The organism is Methylobacterium sp. CCH5-D2 (assembly GCF_001556475.1).
Taxonomy (GTDB): domain Bacteria; phylum Pseudomonadota; class Alphaproteobacteria; order Rhizobiales; family Beijerinckiaceae; genus Methylobacterium; species Methylobacterium hispanicum.
In genome coordinates, this window is record NZ_LSIX01000377.1 from 1 (window position 1) to 16,868 (window position 16,868).

The 16,868-nt window shown below is 70.8% G+C and carries 12 protein-coding genes and 1 pseudogene; 3 read left to right on the plus strand and 10 right to left on the minus strand.

All coding sequences use genetic code 11. From position 1 onward, the window contains the following. The 4 genes and pseudogenes from AX737_RS09650 to AX737_RS09665 all read right to left on the minus strand — a co-directional run. Positions 1–204: pseudogene (locus AX737_RS09650) on the minus strand (exopolysaccharide production protein YjbE); the annotation flags it as partial. Positions 205–308: 104 nt separating this feature from the next. Further along, positions 309–506 carry a DUF2934 domain-containing protein gene (locus AX737_RS09655; RefSeq protein WP_066920927.1) on the minus strand — a complete coding sequence of 66 codons (198 nt, stop codon included), beginning with the start codon at positions 504–506 and terminating at the stop codon, positions 309–311. A gap of 236 nt (positions 507–742) precedes the next feature. Beyond that, complete coding sequence (locus AX737_RS09660) at positions 743–1,564, minus strand: SDR family NAD(P)-dependent oxidoreductase (RefSeq protein ID WP_066920906.1); 822 nt, start codon at positions 1,562–1,564, stop codon at positions 743–745. Positions 1,565–1,576: 12 nt separating this feature from the next. Continuing rightward, complete coding sequence (locus AX737_RS09665; protein WP_066920908.1) at positions 1,577–3,091, minus strand: NAD(P)/FAD-dependent oxidoreductase; 1,515 nt, start codon at positions 3,089–3,091, stop codon at positions 1,577–1,579. 211 nt (positions 3,092–3,302) lie between these two features. Here AX737_RS09665 and uvrB point away from each other — a divergent pair, with 211 nt between their 5' ends. After that, the gene (uvrB, locus tag AX737_RS09670; protein ID WP_066920910.1) at positions 3,303–5,993 is read left to right on the plus strand and encodes an excinuclease ABC subunit UvrB; all 2,691 of its coding nucleotides are present in this window, start codon (positions 3,303–3,305) and stop codon (positions 5,991–5,993) included. Positions 5,994–6,057: 64 nt separating this feature from the next. Then, positions 6,058–6,594, plus strand: coding sequence for a hypothetical protein (locus tag AX737_RS09675; RefSeq protein ID WP_066920912.1), 537 nt, complete (start codon positions 6,058–6,060; stop codon positions 6,592–6,594). A 15-nt stretch (positions 6,595–6,609) separates the two neighbouring features. On the opposite strand, the gene dnaE is transcribed toward AX737_RS09675, so the two are convergent. Continuing rightward, positions 6,610–10,140: a DNA polymerase III subunit alpha gene (dnaE, locus tag AX737_RS09680; protein ID WP_066920914.1), complete on the minus strand. Its 3,531-nt coding sequence runs from the start codon at positions 10,138–10,140 to the stop codon at positions 6,610–6,612. 593 nt (positions 10,141–10,733) lie between these two features. Here dnaE and AX737_RS09685 point away from each other — a divergent pair. After that, a complete protein-coding gene (locus AX737_RS09685) occupies positions 10,734–12,008 on the plus strand; it encodes a nucleotide disphospho-sugar-binding domain-containing protein (protein ID WP_066920916.1) in 1,275 nt (424 codons plus the stop codon). A 16-nt stretch (positions 12,009–12,024) separates the two neighbouring features. Here AX737_RS09685 and AX737_RS09690 read toward each other — a convergent pair whose 3' ends face one another. The 5 genes from AX737_RS09690 to mce form a co-directional block, all read right to left on the minus strand. After that, positions 12,025–12,732 (minus strand): ABC transporter ATP-binding protein, encoded by a 708-nt coding sequence (locus AX737_RS09690; RefSeq protein WP_066920918.1) that lies wholly within the window; start codon positions 12,730–12,732, stop codon positions 12,025–12,027. Between the two features lie 14 nt (positions 12,733–12,746). Continuing rightward, entirely contained in the window at positions 12,747–14,057 is a 1,311-nt protein-coding gene (locus AX737_RS09695; protein ID WP_066920920.1) for a lipoprotein-releasing ABC transporter permease subunit, read from the minus strand. A gap of 9 nt (positions 14,058–14,066) precedes the next feature. Next, positions 14,067–15,392 carry a proline--tRNA ligase gene (gene proS / locus AX737_RS09700; protein ID WP_066920922.1) on the minus strand — a complete coding sequence of 442 codons (1,326 nt, stop codon included), beginning with the start codon at positions 15,390–15,392 and terminating at the stop codon, positions 14,067–14,069. A 463-nt stretch (positions 15,393–15,855) separates the two neighbouring features. Next, positions 15,856–16,179 (minus strand): DUF1467 family protein, encoded by a 324-nt coding sequence (locus AX737_RS09705; RefSeq protein WP_156453620.1) that lies wholly within the window; start codon positions 16,177–16,179, stop codon positions 15,856–15,858. Between the two features lie 15 nt (positions 16,180–16,194). Then, positions 16,195–16,599 (minus strand): methylmalonyl-CoA epimerase, encoded by a 405-nt coding sequence (mce, locus tag AX737_RS09710; protein WP_066920926.1) that lies wholly within the window; start codon positions 16,597–16,599, stop codon positions 16,195–16,197. Positions 16,600–16,868: the final 269 nt, after the last annotated feature.

Below are 16,868 nucleotides of genomic sequence, written 5' to 3' on the forward strand. Positions count from 1 at the left end.
CATGGCGCCGACGGTGCCGGGCGAGGCCGGCTGCTGGCCGCCCGCGAGGTTCTTGCTCGACTTATCGACGTCCGAGCTCTTCTCGTTCATCGTCTGGTCCGGGGACTTGCCCTTCGTCGAACCCGTATTGCACGGAGCGGCTAGCACGCTGCCAGCGGTGAACGTCAGGATGGCGAGCGCGCCGGCGATACCGGTGACCTTCATTGGCTTTTCCTCCGATCTTTCTGCGGCAGGATAAGTCCGACATCACCGCGAAGGTTCCTATGGCATTTCTATGAAGACCTTTCGGCAAGTCGAGGCGCGCCGCCTCAGACAGGCCCCGTCCCGCCGGGGCCTTCGCCGCTCCGCTCGCCGCGCCCCCGCGCGCGCTCCGTCCTGAGTTCGCGCTCGGCGAGCAGCCAGAACTGGATCTCCAGCCCCTCGGGGCGGTGGTTGCGCTCCCAGAGTTCGTAGGCCCGCTCGCGGATCTGCTCGAAGGAGATCGCGTCGGCCTCGGGTCTGTCCATCGCGCGCCTCGCCTCCGGTCCGTCCGCCGGGCCGCCGGCGGCGGCCGGCTCGCCCGGATCGACTCTCGCATCGTCGCGTGACACTCGTTCCACCATGGCCTCGGGGCTGCCGCTCTCGGTCCTGCGGTCTCCGTGCGGGGCCCGGACATCGCGACGAGGGCGCGGTGAGCGGGTGCCGGGGCGGAAGCCGTCCTGTTCGGCGAACTCGCGAGGCAGGCGCCGGTTTCCGCGGCCGCTCAGGGCTGTCGCATCAGCCGGGCGAGGACGGGCCAGTAGGCGGCCGGCATCAACCGTTCCAGCAGCGCGACGATCCGCGCGTCGGTGCCGACCAGCACCCGGGGGCGCCGCCGCTCGACCGCCGTCAGGATGATCTCGGCGGCGCGCGCGGGCGCGAGCTTGAGGTAGCTGTTGGCCTGCGCCCGCCCGCGAGCGCTCTCCTCGGGCGCGAGGTCGGCCGGCAGGCGCGCGCTGTCGGCGATCCGGGTCGCGACGCCGCCCGGATGGACCACGGTGACGCCGACGGTCGAGCCCGCCAACTCGTGGGCGAGGGCGTGCGAGAAGCCGCGCACCGCGAACTTGCTCGTCGCGTAGGCGGTCTGGCCGGGCGGCGCGATCAGGCCGTAGAGGCTCGACAGGTTGACGATGCGCGCCTCCGGGCTCTCCCGCAGCAGCGGCAGGAAGGCCCGCGTCATCCGCACCACGCCCCAGAGGTTGATCCCGATCAGCCACTCGAAGTCGGCCTCCGAGACCTGCTCGAATCTGCCGCCGAGGGCGACGCCGGCATTGTTCACGAGGAGGTCGAGACCCGGATGGGCCGCCCGGATCTCCGCGGGCAGGGCCGCCACCGCCTCACGGTCGGAGACGTCGAGCCGGTGCCGGCTAACCCGGAGGCCCGCCGGCAGGCGCGCTGCGGTCTCGGCGAGGCCGGAGGCGTCGATGTCCGCCAGCGCAAGGTTGCAGCCGCGCCGGGCCAGCGCCAGCGCCAGCGCGCGGCCGATGCCGCTGCCCGCGCCGGTGATCAGGGCCGTGCGGCCGGCCAGCTCGAATCGCGCGCCCATCCGCGTGCCCCCTCAGGCCGCCCGCCGCACCTCGGCGGGCGGGGCGCCCGCCCTGCCGAACGTCATCGCGCCGTCCGCGACCCGGCCGTAGCGCAGGGCGATCACGTCGAGCAGGTAGTTCTGGTAGAGGCGCCAGGGCCGGCGCACGCCCTGCTTCGGCAGGAGATGGCGGCCTCGCTCGATGTAGCCCGAGGTGAAGTCGATGGTCGGCGCCTCGCCCTCGCTGCCGTCGCGCCGGGCCATGCACCAGCGGTCGCCGCGCGCGTCCATGCGGCGGATCAGGCGGCAGACGTACTGCGCCGTCAGCTCGCATTTCAGGGTCCAGGAGGCGTTGGTGTAGCCGATCGCGACCGCGAGGTTCGGCACCCCGCTCAGCATCATGCCCTTGTAGAGCCAGGTCCTCTGCGGATCGACCGGCGCGCCGTCCACCGAGAGGGCGAGGCCGCCGAGCATCTTCAGCTTCAGGCCCGTGGCCGTGACCACGATGTCGGCCGGGATCTCGCGGCCCGAGGCGAGTCGCAGGCCCGTCTCCGTGAAGGTCTCGATCGTGCCGGTCTCGACCGAGGCGCGCCCCCCGCGGATCGCCCGGAACAGGTCGCCGTCCGGCACCAGGCACAGGCGCTGGTCCCAGGGCTTGTAGCTCGGGGTAAAATGGGTCGCGACGTCGTAGTCCGGCCCGAGCTGGCGGCGGATGCCGCCGAGGATGCGGGCTTTCATCGCCTCGGGCTTCCGGCGGGCGTACTGGTAGAACAGGATGCTGAGCGCGACGTTCTTCCAGCGGGCGAGCCGCAGCGCCAGCCCCTCCGGCAGCCGGGCGCGCAGCCATTCGGCAACCCGGTCGCGGGCGGGCAGCGCCACCACGTAGGTCGGCGAGCGCTGCAGCATGGTGACGTGGGCGGCGTCTCCCGCCATCGCCGGCACCAGCGTCATCGCGGTCGCGCCGCTGCCGACCACGACCACGCGCTTGGCCGTGTGGTCGAGGTCCTCCGGCCAGGCCTGCGGATGCACGAAGCGGCCCCCGAACCTCGCCGTGCCGGGCCAGTCCGGCAGATAGCCCGATTCGTAGTCGTAGTAGCCCGCGCAGACGGAGAGGAAGCCGCAGGTGAGCCGCTGCCGGCGGCGCTCCGGCCCGACCTCGAGGTCGAGCACCCAGCGCGCGGCGGCCGAATCCCAGTCCGCGGCGACGACCCGATGGCCGAAGCGGATCTTCCGGTCGATCCCGTAGGCCGCCGCCGTCTCGCGCAGGTAGGCGAGGATCGAGGCGCCGTCGGCGATCGAGCGCTCGCCGGTCCAGGGCCGGAAGCTGAAGCCGAAGGTGTAGAGGTCCGAATCCGAGCGCAGGCCGGGATAGCGGAACAGGTCCCAGGTGCCGCCGATCGCCTCGCGCGCCTCGAGGATGGCGTAGCTCTTGTCCGGGCAGCGCCGCTGCAGGTGGTAGCCGGCCGCGATGCCGGAGATGCCGGCGCCGATGACCAGCACGTCGAGATGGGTCGCGCTGTCCGCGCGGCCTGGCGAGGCGGGATCCATCGGGGCTCCGGCAACCGGGAACGGGCCATTGATCTAGGGTGTTCGGCCGACATGCGTCAACGTGGCGCGGGGCTCGGTGAACGCGGCGCGAACCTCGGTGAACGCGGCGCGGACCTCGGTGAACGCGGCGCGACCTTCCGGCTGCGCGCCGCGGCTTCCCGCGGCTTCCCGCGGCCTTCCGTGCCGGCTCGCGAGAGACCATATTCGCGCTATGGCGAAACCCCGCAAGCCCCGCAGCGCGACGGCGAAAGGCCCGAGCAAGGCCGACAAGCCCGAGCTTCAGCCCCTCGACCCCTTCCTGGCCGACCTGCTCAACCCGGCGCTCAACCGCAACCGGTTGCCGGAGCCCGAGCGCCCCGGGCAGGTTCCGGGCCGGCGCGGGCGCAGGAAGGCGGATGCCGCGGCACCGCAGGGTTTCGGCGAGGCGTCGCAATCGGGCTTCACGGTCGCCCCCGGCGCCGAGGTCGACCCGCGCCTCGCCCAGGCGCTCGGCCTGACCCCGCCCGAGGACGGCCCGGCCCCGGAGGGCCAGCCCGACACCGCGCCGCTCGACCCGGGCGGCGCCTCCGCGACGGTGACGGCGCTGGAACGCCTGCTCACCGAGGGCAACCCGCTGTTCAAGGACGGCGCGGCCTGGGTGCCGCACCGGCCCGAGCGCCCGAAGAAGTCCGAGGCCGGCATCCGCTTCGTGATGAAGTCGGAGTTCGAGCCCGCCGGCGACCAGCCGGCCGCCATCGCCGAGCTGGTGAAGGGCGTGGGCGCGCACGAGCGCGACCAGGTGCTGCTCGGCGTCACCGGCTCGGGCAAGACCTTCACGATGGCCAAGATCATCGAGGAGACGCAGCGCCCGGCGCTCATCCTGGCCCCGAACAAGACGCTCGCCGCGCAGCTCTACGGCGAGTTCAAGAGCTTCTTTCCCGACAACGCGGTCGAGTACTTCGTCTCGTACTACGACTACTACCAGCCCGAGGCCTACGTCCCGCGCTCCGACACCTTCATCGAGAAGGAATCCTCGATCAACGAGCAGATCGACCGGATGCGCCACGCCGCCACCCGGGCGCTCCTCGAGCGCGACGACGTGATCATCGTGGCCTCGGTCTCGTGCATCTACGGCATCGGCTCGGTCGAGACCTACACGGCGATGTCGTTCACGGTCTCGCTCGGCGAGCGCATCGAGCAGCGCCAGCTCATCGCCGACCTCGTGGCGCTGCAGTACAAGCGCATCCAGTCCGACTTCGCCCGCGGCACCTTCCGGGTGCGCGGCGACACGATCGAGCTCTGGCCGGCCCACTTGGAGGATCGCGGCTGGCGCATCGGCCTGTTCGGCGACGAGATCGAGAAGATCGTCGAGTTCGATCCGCTCACCGGCAAGACCATCTCCGAGCTGAAGTTCGTGAAGGTCTACGCCAACTCGCACTACGTCACGCCGCGCCCCACTCTTCAGCAGGCGATCAAGGGCATCAAGCACGAGCTGAAAGGCCGGATCGAGGAGCTGACCCGGATGGGCCGCCTGATCGAGGCGCAGCGCATCGACCAGCGCTGCACCTTCGACATCGAGATGATCGAGGCGACGGGTGCCTGCAACGGCATCGAGAATTATTCACGCTACCTCACCGGACGAAAGCCCGGCGAGCCGCCCCCGACCCTGTTCGAGTACCTGCCCGACAACGCGCTCGTCTTCACCGACGAGAGCCACGTCACCGTGCCGCAGATCGGCGGCATGTACCGGGGCGACTTCCGCCGCAAGGCGACGCTCGCCGAGTACGGGTTCCGCCTGCCCTCCTGCCTGGACAACCGCCCGCTGCGCTTCGAGGAATGGGACGCGATGCGGCCCCAGTCGGTCCACGTCTCGGCGACGCCCGGCAAGTGGGAGATGGAGCAGACCGGCGGCGTCTTCGCCGAGCAGGTCATCCGCCCGACGGGCCTCGTCGATCCGGTGATCGAGATCCGCCCGGCCCGGAGCCAGGTGGACGACCTCTTAGGGGAGGTCCGCGAGGTGGCCCAGGCCGGCTACCGCACGCTCGTGACGACGCTGACCAAGCGCATGGCCGAGGACCTGACCGAGTACCTGCACGAGAACAACGTGCGGGTGCGCTACATGCACTCCGACATCGACACGCTGGAGCGCATCGAGATCATCCGGGATCTGCGCCTCGGCGCCTTCGACGTGCTGATCGGCATCAACCTGCTGCGCGAGGGCCTCGACATCCCGGAATGCGCCCTCGTCGCGATCCTCGACGCCGACAAGGAGGGTTTCCTGCGCTCCGAGACCTCGCTGATCCAGACGATCGGCCGCGCGGCCCGCAACGCGGAGGCGCGCTGCATCCTCTACGCCGACCAGATCACCGGCTCGATGGAGCGGGCGATGGCCGAGACGGAACGGCGCCGCCAGAAGCAGCTCGCCTACAACGCCGAGCACGGCATCACGCCGCAGAGCGTGAAGCGCGGGATCAGCGACATCCTCTCCAGCGTGTTCGAGCGCGACCACGTGCAGGTCGATACGGGGCTCGCCAAGGACGCGATCACGGTCGGCCACAACCTGAAGGCCGTGATGGCCGACCTCGAGAAGCGGATGCGTACCGCCGCCGCCGACCTCGACTTCGAGGAGGCCGCGCGCCTGCGCGACGAGCTCAAGCGGCTCCAGGCGACCGAGCTCCTGGTCTCGGACGACCCGATGGCGCGCCAGGGCGACGTCGAGCGCGAGGCCGGCAAGTTCGGCCGCAAACCGCCGCGCGGCAGCCGGATCGCGGCGCCCGACCTCGACAACATGGGGCCGGGCACCGACCGCGAGTTGCCGGCCGGCGCCCCCGTCTGGCAGGAGCGGCCGAAGCCGCGCTCGACCCAGGGGCTCGGCGGCCAGAAGCCGAAGTACAAGGGCGGCGGGGGACGCAAGCGTGGGTGAGGCGGCCGGCCTGCCCCATCGCCCGACGGCCCGGCTCGGCGCCCGATCGAGACGGGATCCCCGCATGCACCCACGATACGCCCTCGCCCTCCTGGCGCTGCTGCCGGCCGCCGCCCAGGCTGCCTCGGTCGATCTCTCGGGCAGTGCGACGGTCGGGGCGCTCCGCCGGGAGGTGGCGCTGCGGGTCGCCTGCGAGCCGAAGACCCGCGCCGTCTCCCTCGACCTGACGGTTCCGGGCTTCGCGGATCTGGAGCCGGTCTTCGACTTCTCGGGGCTCGAAGGCCCGAGCGGCAGCACCGCGGCGCTGAGCGAGTTCCGGGTCGTCGGCGCGGCGGGCGTGCGCACTGCCCGGGCCCGCGCCAACGGCGCGGTGGCGGCCGAGCCCGCGACGAGCTTCCGGCTCACCGTGGAGCCGGCCCGGCGCGGCGAGACGCCGGCCAACGGCATCGCGGTCGCCCTGGTCGAGCCCGGCGCGCGGCTGGTCTGGACGCAAGGCAGCCCGCGCAAGGGCGACGAACCGCTCGTCGCCACCGTCACCGTACCCGAGTCCGAGGCCGGCCCGCTGCGCGCGGCGCTCACGCCCTGCCTCAGCGGTCCCTGAGCCCGTCCCGCGCCCTCAGTTCACCTCGACCTGCACCACGCCGGGCACCGCCCGCAGCGCTCCCGCGATGGCGGGCGTCGCCTGGTACTTGCCGGGCAGGCGCACCTCGACCTCGCGGGCGCCGTCGAGCATCAGGATCAGCGAGACCTCGCCCTCCCCGCGGTTCGCCAGACGCTGCTGCACGGTCGGGATCGGGCGCTCGTCGCGCAGGAAGATCCGCATGCCCTTCTGGTAGCGGGCCACCGCCGCATCGAGAGGCTCGGCGGTCATGATGCGGGCGCGCACGTCCTCGCCCTCGAGGTTCGCCTGCAGCTGCAGGACCAGCGGCTTTCCGGGCTCCAGGATCTCCCGGTAATGGCCGAGGCCTTCCGAGAAGATGATCGCCTCGAAATGCCCGGTCTGGTCCGAGAGCGTGACGATGCCGAGCTTGTTGCCGGTCTTGGTGCGCCGCTCCGAGCGGTCGAGCACGGACGCCGCCACGCGCCCGACGCTGGTGGTGCCGGAGCGGACCGCGCGGCAGAACTCGGCCCAGCTCTGGACCCTGAGCTTGCCGAGCAGGTCGCCGTACTCGTCGAGGGGGTGGCCCGAGACGAAGAAGCCGATGGCGGCGTATTCCCGCTTCAGCTTGTCGGCCATCGGCCAGAGCTCGTGCGGCGGGATGCGCAGCGAGACCGTGTCCGAGACCACGCCGCCGAACATGTCGGTGATGCCGGTCGATTCCGCCTCGGCCGCCCCTTGCGCCAGCTTCATCATCGGCTCGATCGCCGCGAAGGCGCGAGCGCGGTCGGGCTCGATGCAGTCGAGGGCGCCGGCCTGGACGAGGCTTTCCAGAACCCGCTTGTTGACCATGCGCGGGTTGAGGCGGCGCGCCAAGCAGGCGAGGTCCTTGAAGGGCCTGTCGCCGCGCGCCTGGATGATCGCGCGCACCGCCTCGCGGCCGACGCCCTTGATGGCCGCGAGCGCGTAGCGGATGCGCCCGCCATGCACCTCGAACACCTCGCCGGAGGTGTTGATCGAGGGCGGATCGACCGGGATCTTCAGGCGCTGCGCGTCCTGGCGGAATTCGGCGAGCTTGTCGGTGTTGTCGATGTCGAGGGTCATCGCGGCGGCGAGGAACTCGACCGGGTGATTCCCCTTCAGGTAGGCGGTCTGGTAGGTCAGCAGCGCGTAGGCCGCCGCGTGGCTCTTGTTGAAGCCGTAATCGGCGAACTTGGCGAGCAGGTCGAAGATCTCGTCGGCCTTGGCCTTGGTCAGGCCGTTGGCCGTGCAGCCCTTCACGAAGCGCTCGCGCTGCGCGTCCATCTCGGCGCGGATCTTCTTGCCCATGGCGCGGCGGAGCATGTCGGCCTCGCCGAGCGTGTAGCCCGCGAGCACCTTGGCGATCTCCATCACCTGCTCCTGGTAGACGATGATGCCGAAGGTCTCCTTCAGCATCGGCTCCAGCATCGGGTGCGGGTACCAGGCGGCCTCGTTGCCGGCGTCGCGCCCGAGCTTGCGCTCGCAATAGACCGGGATGTTGGCCATCGGGCCCGGCCGGTAGAGGGCCACCAGGGCGATGATGTCCTCGAGCCGGTCGCACTGCATCTCGCAGAGCGCCTTACGCATGCCGGCCGATTCCACCTGGAACACGCCGACCGTCTCGCCCTTCCCCATCGGCCCGTAGGTCTTCGGGTCGTCGAGCGGCAGGGCGGCCAGGTCGATGTCGATGCCGCGCTGCTTGAGCAGGTCCGTGCAGCACCGGAGCATCGTAAGGGTCTTGAGTCCCAGGAAGTCGAACTTTACCAAGCCCGCCTGCTCGACCCATTTCATGTTGAACTGGGTCACCCGCATGCCGGTCTTCGGGTCGCGGTAGAGCGGCACGAGCTGTTCGAGCGGCCGGTCGCCGATCACCACGCCGGCCGCGTGGGTCGAGGCGTGGCGGTGCAGCCCTTCGAGCTTGCGGGCATGCGCCATCAGGCGGGCGACGACGGGCTCCTCCTCGATCGCCGCCTGCAGCTTCGGCTCGCCCTCGATGGCCTGGGCCAGCGTCACGGGGTTGGCCGGATTCTGGGGCACGAGCTTCGTCAGCTTGTCGACCTGCCCGTAGGGCATCTCGAGCACGCGGCCGACGTCGCGCAGCACGCCGCGGGCGAGCAGCGTACCGAAGGTGATGATCTGCGCCACCTGCCGCTCGCCGTAGCGGCGCTGGACGTACTGGATCACGCGCTCGCGGCCCTCGACGCAGAAGTCGATGTCGAAATCCGGCATCGAGACGCGTTCGGGGTTGAGGAAGCGCTCGAACAGCAGGCCGAAGCGCAGCGGGTCGAGGTCGGTGATCAGGAGCGACCACGCCACGAGCGAGCCCGCGCCCGAGCCGCGGCCGGGTCCGACCGGGATGTCGTGGGCCTTGGCCCACTTGATGAAGTCCGAGACGATCAGGAAGTAGCCCGGGAACTTCATCTTGACGATGACGTCGAGCTCGAAGGCGAGGCGCTCGCGGTACTGCTCGGGCGTGAAGCCCGGCGCCGGCCCGTGCTTCTCCAGGCGCGCCTCCAGCCCGGCCTCGGCCTGACGGCGCAGCTCGGTCGGCTCGTCGTCCGCGATGGCCTCGGCGACCGCCGTCGTGGCCTCGGCAGCGAGCGCGGCTTCCTGCGCCCGCTGGCTCTCGGCGAGCCCTTCCTCCGCGACGCTGCCGAAGTTCGGCAGGATCGGCTTGCGGGTGCGGACCCGGTAGGCGCAGCGCATCGCGATCTCGACGGTCGCCTGAAGCGCGTCCGGCAGGTCGCGAAAGAGCTCGGCCATCTCGGCCCGGGTCTTGAAGCCGTGGCTCGGGGTGAGCCGGCGGCGGCGCTCGTCGGAGACCACGCGGCCCTCCGCGATGGCGAGCAGCGCGTCGTGGGCGTCGAAATCGTCGGGCTTGGCGAAGAAGGGCTCGTTGGCCGCGACCAGCGACAGCCCCTCGGCGTCCGCGAGCGCGATCAAGGCGTCCTCGACCCGGCGCTCGTCGGGCAGGCCGTGGCGCTGCACCTCGACGTAGAGGTTGTCCGGCCCGAAGGCCGCCTTCAGCGCGGCGAGACGCGCGCGCGCGCGCTCGGGCTGTCCGGCCCGGATCGCGGTGTCGAGGGGGCCGGAGGGGCCGCCCGTGAGCGCGATCAGGCCGCCGGCCGATTCGGCGAGCGCCTCGGCCCGCACCCGCGCGGCCTCGCCGAGATCGTTGTCGAAATAGGCCCGCGAGGCGAGGCGCAGCAGGTTGCCGTAGCCCGCCTCGTCCTGGGCCAGCAGCACGATGTTGGTGACCTGAACCTGGCTGCGCCCCAGCGGGTCCGGCGCCTCGAAGGTCACCGCGAGCTGCATGCCGGCGATGGGCTGGATGCCGGTCCCCGCCGCCTTCTCGGAGAATTCCAGCGCGCCGAAGAGGTTGTTCGTGTCGGTGAGCGCGAGGGCCGGCTGCCGGTCGGCGGCGGCCGCCTTGACCAGGTCGCCGACCTTCAGGGCGCCCTCGAGCAGCGAGTAGGACGAGTGAACGTGGAGGTGGACATACCCCACCGCCTTGAGCTGACGCGCCATGACCGACCTTGTTCGTGGCCGGACAGGATCGCCGAGAGGCGTGGGGGGAGTCTGTCACCGCCGCGCCGCACCGCCCGGGATATCCACGATTCTCCGCCCGCCCTCCCCGGTCCGCGCGTCGATTCCGCCCGCGCGCCGGTGATCGGGCGACTTTCCTGTGCGCAACGCGGCGCAGCGGGAACAAACCGCGTCCGCGCAACCGGCCGCTAATTCAACGGCGCCAAGGCTACGCCCCAGGCCGCGAGCGCGACCGACAGGAGCCCGAACGCCATGAACTCCGCCATGCCCGTGAGGATCATCCGCTTCAGCATCTGCCGCGTCTCCCGAGAACAATTGAGGAACAAGGCCACTATTGTTCGCTTTATGTTCTACGTAAAGGCGCGCGGCTGACGAACCCAAGACCAGGGTTAACGAAATCCCCGGGCCCTGTTCGACGCCGAAGGTATCGGGCGCATCGTGATAGGTTGGATGACCGTTTGCGATACGGCGCAACCTGACACATTGCAGAAGCAACCCCACCTGCTAGATCCCCCGGCTTCGAGCAGAGGCGCCGCGGGAGCCGGGCAATTCAACGCGATCGTGCTTTCGTCAGGATGGAGTTCTTCCTGGTGGCCGTCGGGACGCACGGCGACGTGCTGCCCTTCATCGCCCTCGGCGCCGAGATGGCGCGCCGGGGCCATGGGGTCGCGCTGGCCGCGCCCGCCCCGTTCGAGCCGCTGGCCCGACGGGCCGGCCTGCCCTTCCAGCCCCTCGGCACGGTGGCCCAGTACGACGCGATGACCCGCTCGCCCGACCTCTGGCACCCGCGCCGGGGCGTGAGGCCGCTCTTCGACTACGTGTCCGGCCTCACCGAGACCACGCTGCTCTGGCTCGGGGCGAGCTGGTCCCGGGAGCGGCGCGGCGTGGTGGTCGCCTCGCCCCTGGCGCTCGGCGCGCGCCTCGCCCAGGACCTCTACGACCTGCCGCTGGCGACGCTGCAGGTGATGCCGTTCCTCATCGAGAGCCGGATCGCGCCGCCGCGCCTGCCGGGCCTGCCGCTGCCGCGCTTCCTCTCGGCCCGGTTCCGGCACTGGCTCGGCGTCGGCGCGGACGCCTACGCGATCGGCCCCGTCGCCCTGCCGCCGCTGAACGCCCTGCGGACCCGGCTCGGGCTCGCCCCCGTCCGGCGCCTGCGGCACTGGTGGAACAGCCCGACGCGGATGCTGCTGATGTTCCCCGACTGGTTCACCCCGCCGCAGCGGGACTGGCCGGCCCAGGCGGTGCAGATCGGCTTCCCGTTGGTCGATCGCTTCGGCGACGCCGCCGAGATCCCGCCGGACCTCGCCGCCTTCCTGGACGCGGGCGAGCGGCCGCTCGTCTTCACCTACGGCTCGGCCATGCGGCACGGGGCGCGCTTCTTCGAGACGGCCCTGGACCTGTGCCGACGGATGGGGCGGCGCGGCGTGCTGCTGGCGCCCCAGTCCGGGCAGATCCCGCGCGACCTGCCGCCCGGCATCATCCACCTGCCCTACGCGCCGTTCGGGGCGCTGCTGCCGCGCTGCGCGGCGCTCATCCACCACGGCGGCATCGGCACCGTGGCGCAGGCGCTCGCGGCCGGCATCCCGCAACTCGTGGTGCCGGTCGCCTTCGACCATTTCGACGAGGGCCGCCGGCTCGCCGAGCTCGGGCTCGGCGCCGTGCTGAGCCGCCGCGCCTTCCGCCCGCGCGAGGCGGCCTCCCTGCTCGACCGCCTGATCGGCGACCCCGCGGTCGCCCGCGCCTGCGCGGCGGTGCGCGAGCGGATGCGCGCGGATCCGGACCAGATCGCGCGCGCCTGCGACGCGGCGGAGGCGATGCTGTCGGTGCCGGGCCTGCGGGCGGCGTCCTGAGCGACAGCCCGCGACCTCAATCGAGCTGGTGGATCAACCCGTCCCGGATCGTGACCCGGCGGTCCATGCGGGCGGCCAGATCCATGTTGTGGGTGGCGATGAGCGCCGCCAGCCCCGAGGCGCGCACCAGCGCCAGCAGGATCCCGAAGACGTGGTCGGCCGTCTGCGGGTCGAGGTTGCCCGTGGGCTCGTCGGCGAGCAGCAGGCGCGGGCCGTTGGCGACCGCGCGGGCGATGGCGACGCGCTGCTGCTCGCCGCCGGACAATTCGGCCGGGCGGTGCGGCAGGCGGTCCTTGAGGCCGAGGAAGCCGAGGAGTTCGGCGGCGCGCGCCTTGGCCTCGGTGCGCTTCAGACCCCGGATGAGCTGGGGCATCACCACGTTCTCCAGCGCCGAGAACTCCGGCAGGAGATGGTGGAACTGGTAGACGAAGCCCATCTCCTCGCGGCGGAAGCGCGTGCGCTCGGCATCGCTCATCGCGGCGGTCGGCTGTCCGCCGACATAGACCTCGCCGCCGTCCGGACGCTCCAGCAGGCCCGCGAGGTGCAGGAGCGTGGACTTGCCGGCGCCCGACGGCGCCACCAGGGCGACGAGCTCGCCCGGCCAGATCGCGAGGTCGGCGCCGCGGAGGATCTCCAGGGCGCCCTCGGCCTGCTTGTAGCGCCGCTCGACGCGGGCGAAGAACAGGGCCGGCACCGGCTGGCTGCCGGGGGCATCGGTGCTCATGGCGGTTCCCGGTCTCAGCCGTAGCGCAGCGCCTGCACCGGATCGAGCCGGGCCGCGCGCCAGGAAGGATAGAGCGTCGCGGCGAGCGACAGCAGGAAGGCGGTGACGACCACGACCGTGATCTCGCCCGAGTTCATCTCGGCCGGGATCTCGGCCAGGAAGCGCACGGTCGGGTCCCAGGCGCCGGGGAAGAGCACGCGCTGGATCGGCTTGATGTTGAGCGTGATCGCGATGCCGAGGACCAGCCCCGAGAGCGTGCCGACGAGCCCGATCAGCGCGCCGTTGATCAGGAAGACCCGCATCACCGTGCCGGGCGTCGCCCCCATGGTGCGCAGGATGGCGATGTCGCTCGACTTGTCGCGCACCAGCAGGATCAGGCCGGAGACGATGTTCAGGGTCGCCACCACCACGATCAGGCTGAGGATCAGGAACATCACGTTGCGCTCGACCTCGAGCGCGCCGAAGAAGGTGCGGTTGCGCTGGCGCCAGTCGGTGAGCAGGATCGGGCGCTCGGCGGCGAGTTCCAGGGGCTCGCGCATGGCGCCGACCTCGTCCGGATGATCGATGTAGATCTCGATCATCGAGACGTCGCCCTCCTTGTTGAAGAAGGCCTGGGACTCGGCGAGCGGCATGAACACGAAGGTCGAGTCGAACTCGGTCATGCCGATCTCGAACACCGCCTTGACGGCGTAGCTCTTGGTGCGCGGCGCCGTGCCGAAGGGCGTGGTCGAGCCCTTGGGCGTCGAGAGCGTGATGGTGTCGCCTGCCTGGAGGCCGAGCGCGTCGGCGAGCCGCCGGCCGATGATCACGCCGGAGCCGTCGTCGAACCCTTCGAGCGTGCCCCCGCGCAGCGATCTCGAGATCGCCGCCATGCCGTCGAGATCCGCGCCGCGCACGCCGCGGACCAGCACGCCGCTGCCGCCGTAGGGCGAGGAGGCGAAGGCCTGCCCCTCGACGAGCGGGATCGCCGCGCGCACGCCGGCCACCTTCGCGAGGCGGTCGGACAGATCCTCGTAGTCGGTGAAGGTGCGGTCGATGGGCGTCGCGAAGACGTGCCCGTTGATGCCGATGATCTTCGACATCAGCTCGGAGCGGAAGCCGTTCATCACCGAGAGCACGATGATGAGCGTGGCGACGCCCAGCGCGATGCCGAGCACCGAGAAGAAGGCCACCACCGAGACCCCGCCCCCCCGGCGGCGCGCCCGGAGATACCGGCCCGCGATGATCCACTCGAAGGCCGCGAAGGGCGCCGTCGTGCCGGCGCGCCCGAGGAGGGCGGCGAGCCGCGCGGTCCGTCCGCCCGTTTCCGTCGCGCTGCCAGCCATCGTGCGCCTTCAGATCCGCCGGATGCGGGTGACGAGATCGACGGGCGCGACCGCCTCGCGCTCGCCGCCCGCCCGCCGCTTCAGCTCGACCTTGCCCTCGGCCAGGCCCTTCGGGCCCACCACGACCTGCCAGGGCAGGCCGATGAGGTCGGCGGTCGCGAACTTGGCGCCGGGTCGCTCGTCGCGGTCGTCGTAGAGCACCGAGAGGTTGGCGGCCTCGAGTTGCGCCTGAATCTCCCCGCAGGCGGCGTCCGTTGCTGCATCGCCAACCTTCAGATTGATCAGCGCGACGTCGAAGGGCGCCACCGCGTCCGGCCAGATGATGCCCCCCTCATCATGGCTCGCCTCGACGATCGCGGCGACGAGCCGGCTCGGACCGATGCCGTAGGAGCCCATATGGACCGGCCGCTCGATGCCGTCCGGACCCGCGACCTTTGCGCCCATCGGCTCGGAGTATTTGGTGCCGAAGTAGAAGATGTGGCCGACCTCGATGCCGCGGGCGGCGAGACGGTCGGCCTCCGGCACCTCGGCGAAGGCGTCGGCCTCGTGCATCTCGTCGGTGGCGGCGTAGTGCGAGGTCCAGGCATCGACGATGCCCTGAAGGGCCGCCACGTCCTCGAAATCGGTGTTGGCCGGCGGGATCGGGAAGTCGAGATAGGCGCGGTCGCAGAAGACTTCGCTCTCGCCGGTCTTGGCCAGGATGATGAACTCGTGGCTTAGGTCGCCGCCGATCGGGCCGGTGTCGGCGCGCATCGGGATCGCCTTGAGGCCAAGCCCCGCAAAGGTGCGCAGGTAGGCCACGAACATCCGGTTGTAGGCGTGGCGGGCGCCGGCCTGGTCGAAATCGAAGGAGTAGGCGTCCTTCATCAGGAACTCTCGCGAGCGCATCGTGCCGAAGCGCGGGCGCACCTCGTCGCGGAACTTCCACGAGATCTGATAGAGGTTCTTCGGTAGGTCCTTGTAGGAGCGCACGCTCGCGCGGAAGATCTCGGTCACCACCTCCTCGGCGGTCGGACCATAGAGGATGTCGCGGTCGTGGCGGTCCTTGATGCGCAGCATCTCCTTGCCGTAGGCGTCGTAGCGGCCCGACTCCCGCCAGAGATCGGCCGACTGCACGGTTGGCATCAGCAACTCGACGGCACCCGCCCGGTCCTGCTCCTCGCGGATTACCGCGCAGACCCGGTTCAGCACGCGCAAGCCCAGCGGCAGCCAAGCGTAGATGCCCGCGGCTTCCTGGCGGATCAGGCCCGCGCGCAGCATCAGGCGGTGCGAGATGATCTCGGCCTCTTTGGGCGTCTCGCGCAGGGTGGGCAGGAAGTAGCGGGAGAGACGCATGACGATCCGATCGCGGTCCGGACAGGCTTGATCTGGCACGGCGGGAGCATTCCGCGCCGAGCGCACACAACACATTGCCTCGGGAAAACACAAGCGCTGGGCACCCGGGGCCGGCGCGCCGCGCGATTTCCACACCGACGCAAAGGCCCCGCAGGGATCGTTCCCCGGGGCGGCAAAAAAGAGCACTTTTCGCCCTTGGGGGGCGTGACAGCACGAACTGTTGTTCCTATAAGCGCTCTCGCGATGTTTGCGACGCCCGGCAGAGGTGGCGCAGGGTCCGAGTCTCGGGAGGAAAAACCGACCGCCACGCAGGCAATGCGTAGGTCAATCAAGGTCGATCCATCTATGCTCTTCGAAAAGCAAGGCCTCAGGCCTTGCTTTTTTGTTTTTGGGCGCATCGAAACCCGCTGCTATCCCGTCCTGCACGCGTCGGCTTGCGCCGAGCTTGCCGAACGAGGCGCGTCTACAGTCCGGCGAGAGGGAAGATCGCCAGCGCAGCGAGGAAGACGGCGCCGGCGAACAGCGTGGTCCAGATTGCCTTCTCGCGCAGGCGCGGGCGCGCGGGCGCGCCCGGGTCCTGACCCTGCACGATATGCTCGGGCCTGGTCTCGGGCTGGTTGCGGATCGGCAGGATCGCGAAGAGCAGCGTCCACCAGACCACGAAGTAGAGTGCGATGGCGCCGGCAATCGTCAGCTTGAACAGCGACACCGCCACGGCAACGAACACCGCGACGAGGACGACGACGAGGGCGAGCGTGCGTCCCGTCGATCGCGCCACCTGGTCCAAGAACCCGCTCACGCCTTAAACCTGCTCCAACTCGACTAGCGTCCCGAGGAAGTCTTTCGGGTGAAGGAAGAGCACCGGCTTGCCGTGGGCGCCGATCCTCGGCTCGCCCGTGCCGAGAACGCGGGCACCTTGCGCCTTCAGCTTGTCGCGGGCGGCAAGGATGTCGTCCACCTCGTAGCAGACGTGGTGGATGCCACCGCTCGGGTTGCGCTCGACGAAGGCGGCGATCGGCGAGTCCGCACCCAGCGGGGCCATCAGCTCAATCTTGCTGTTGGGCAGCTCGACGAAGACGACGGTGACGCCGTGCTCGGGCTGCGGCAGCGGCGGCTGCACGGTGGCGCCGAGCGTGTCGCGGTAGACCGCACAGGCGGCGTCGAGGTCGCGCACCGCGATCGCCACGTGGTTGAGCCGGCCGATCATTGGTTCCTCCGTGTGGTCTTGTTGCCGCCCCCGAAGGCGGGCCCCCTCCCTTTTAGGAAGCGGGACGGAATGAGGGGTATGGGACTTCCGGACAAAGCGGAAGATCCACACGCATCCCCCTGCCCCGCAGGGGCTACCAGATTCGCACGTCCGACTCCGATCTCATCGAGAGGCTGGCCCGCTTCGGTTGGGGCCTGAGCCGCACCGTACTCCCCCTCCCGTGGGGAGGGGGGCGGGGTGAGGAATGAGAACTCTACGGACGGGGCGAG

Excerpts from the sequence above, each read along its gene's own strand:
- AX737_RS09655 (WP_066920927.1), bottom strand. The coding sequence starts at position 506 with ATGGACAGACCCGAGGCCGACGCGATCTCCTTCGAGCAGATCCGCGAG.
- AX737_RS09685 (WP_066920916.1), top strand. The coding sequence starts at position 10,734 with ATGGAGTTCTTCCTGGTGGCCGTCGGGACGCACGGCGACGTGCTGCCC.
- AX737_RS09695 (WP_066920920.1), bottom strand. The coding sequence starts at position 14,057 with ATGGCTGGCAGCGCGACGGAAACGGGCGGACGGACCGCGCGGCTCGCC.
- AX737_RS09690 (WP_066920918.1), bottom strand. The coding sequence starts at position 12,732 with ATGAGCACCGATGCCCCCGGCAGCCAGCCGGTGCCGGCCCTGTTCTTC.
- AX737_RS09660 (WP_066920906.1), bottom strand. The coding sequence starts at position 1,564 with ATGGGCGCGCGATTCGAGCTGGCCGGCCGCACGGCCCTGATCACCGGC.
- AX737_RS09665 (WP_066920908.1), bottom strand. The coding sequence starts at position 3,091 with ATGGATCCCGCCTCGCCAGGCCGCGCGGACAGCGCGACCCATCTCGAC.
- AX737_RS09675 (WP_066920912.1), top strand. The coding sequence starts at position 6,058 with ATGCACCCACGATACGCCCTCGCCCTCCTGGCGCTGCTGCCGGCCGCC.
- dnaE (WP_066920914.1), bottom strand. The coding sequence starts at position 10,140 with ATGGCGCGTCAGCTCAAGGCGGTGGGGTATGTCCACCTCCACGTTCAC.
- proS (WP_066920922.1), bottom strand. The coding sequence starts at position 15,392 with ATGCGTCTCTCCCGCTACTTCCTGCCCACCCTGCGCGAGACGCCCAAA.
- uvrB (WP_066920910.1), top strand. The coding sequence starts at position 3,303 with ATGGCGAAACCCCGCAAGCCCCGCAGCGCGACGGCGAAAGGCCCGAGC.
- mce (WP_066920926.1), bottom strand. The coding sequence starts at position 16,599 with ATGATCGGCCGGCTCAACCACGTGGCGATCGCGGTGCGCGACCTCGAC.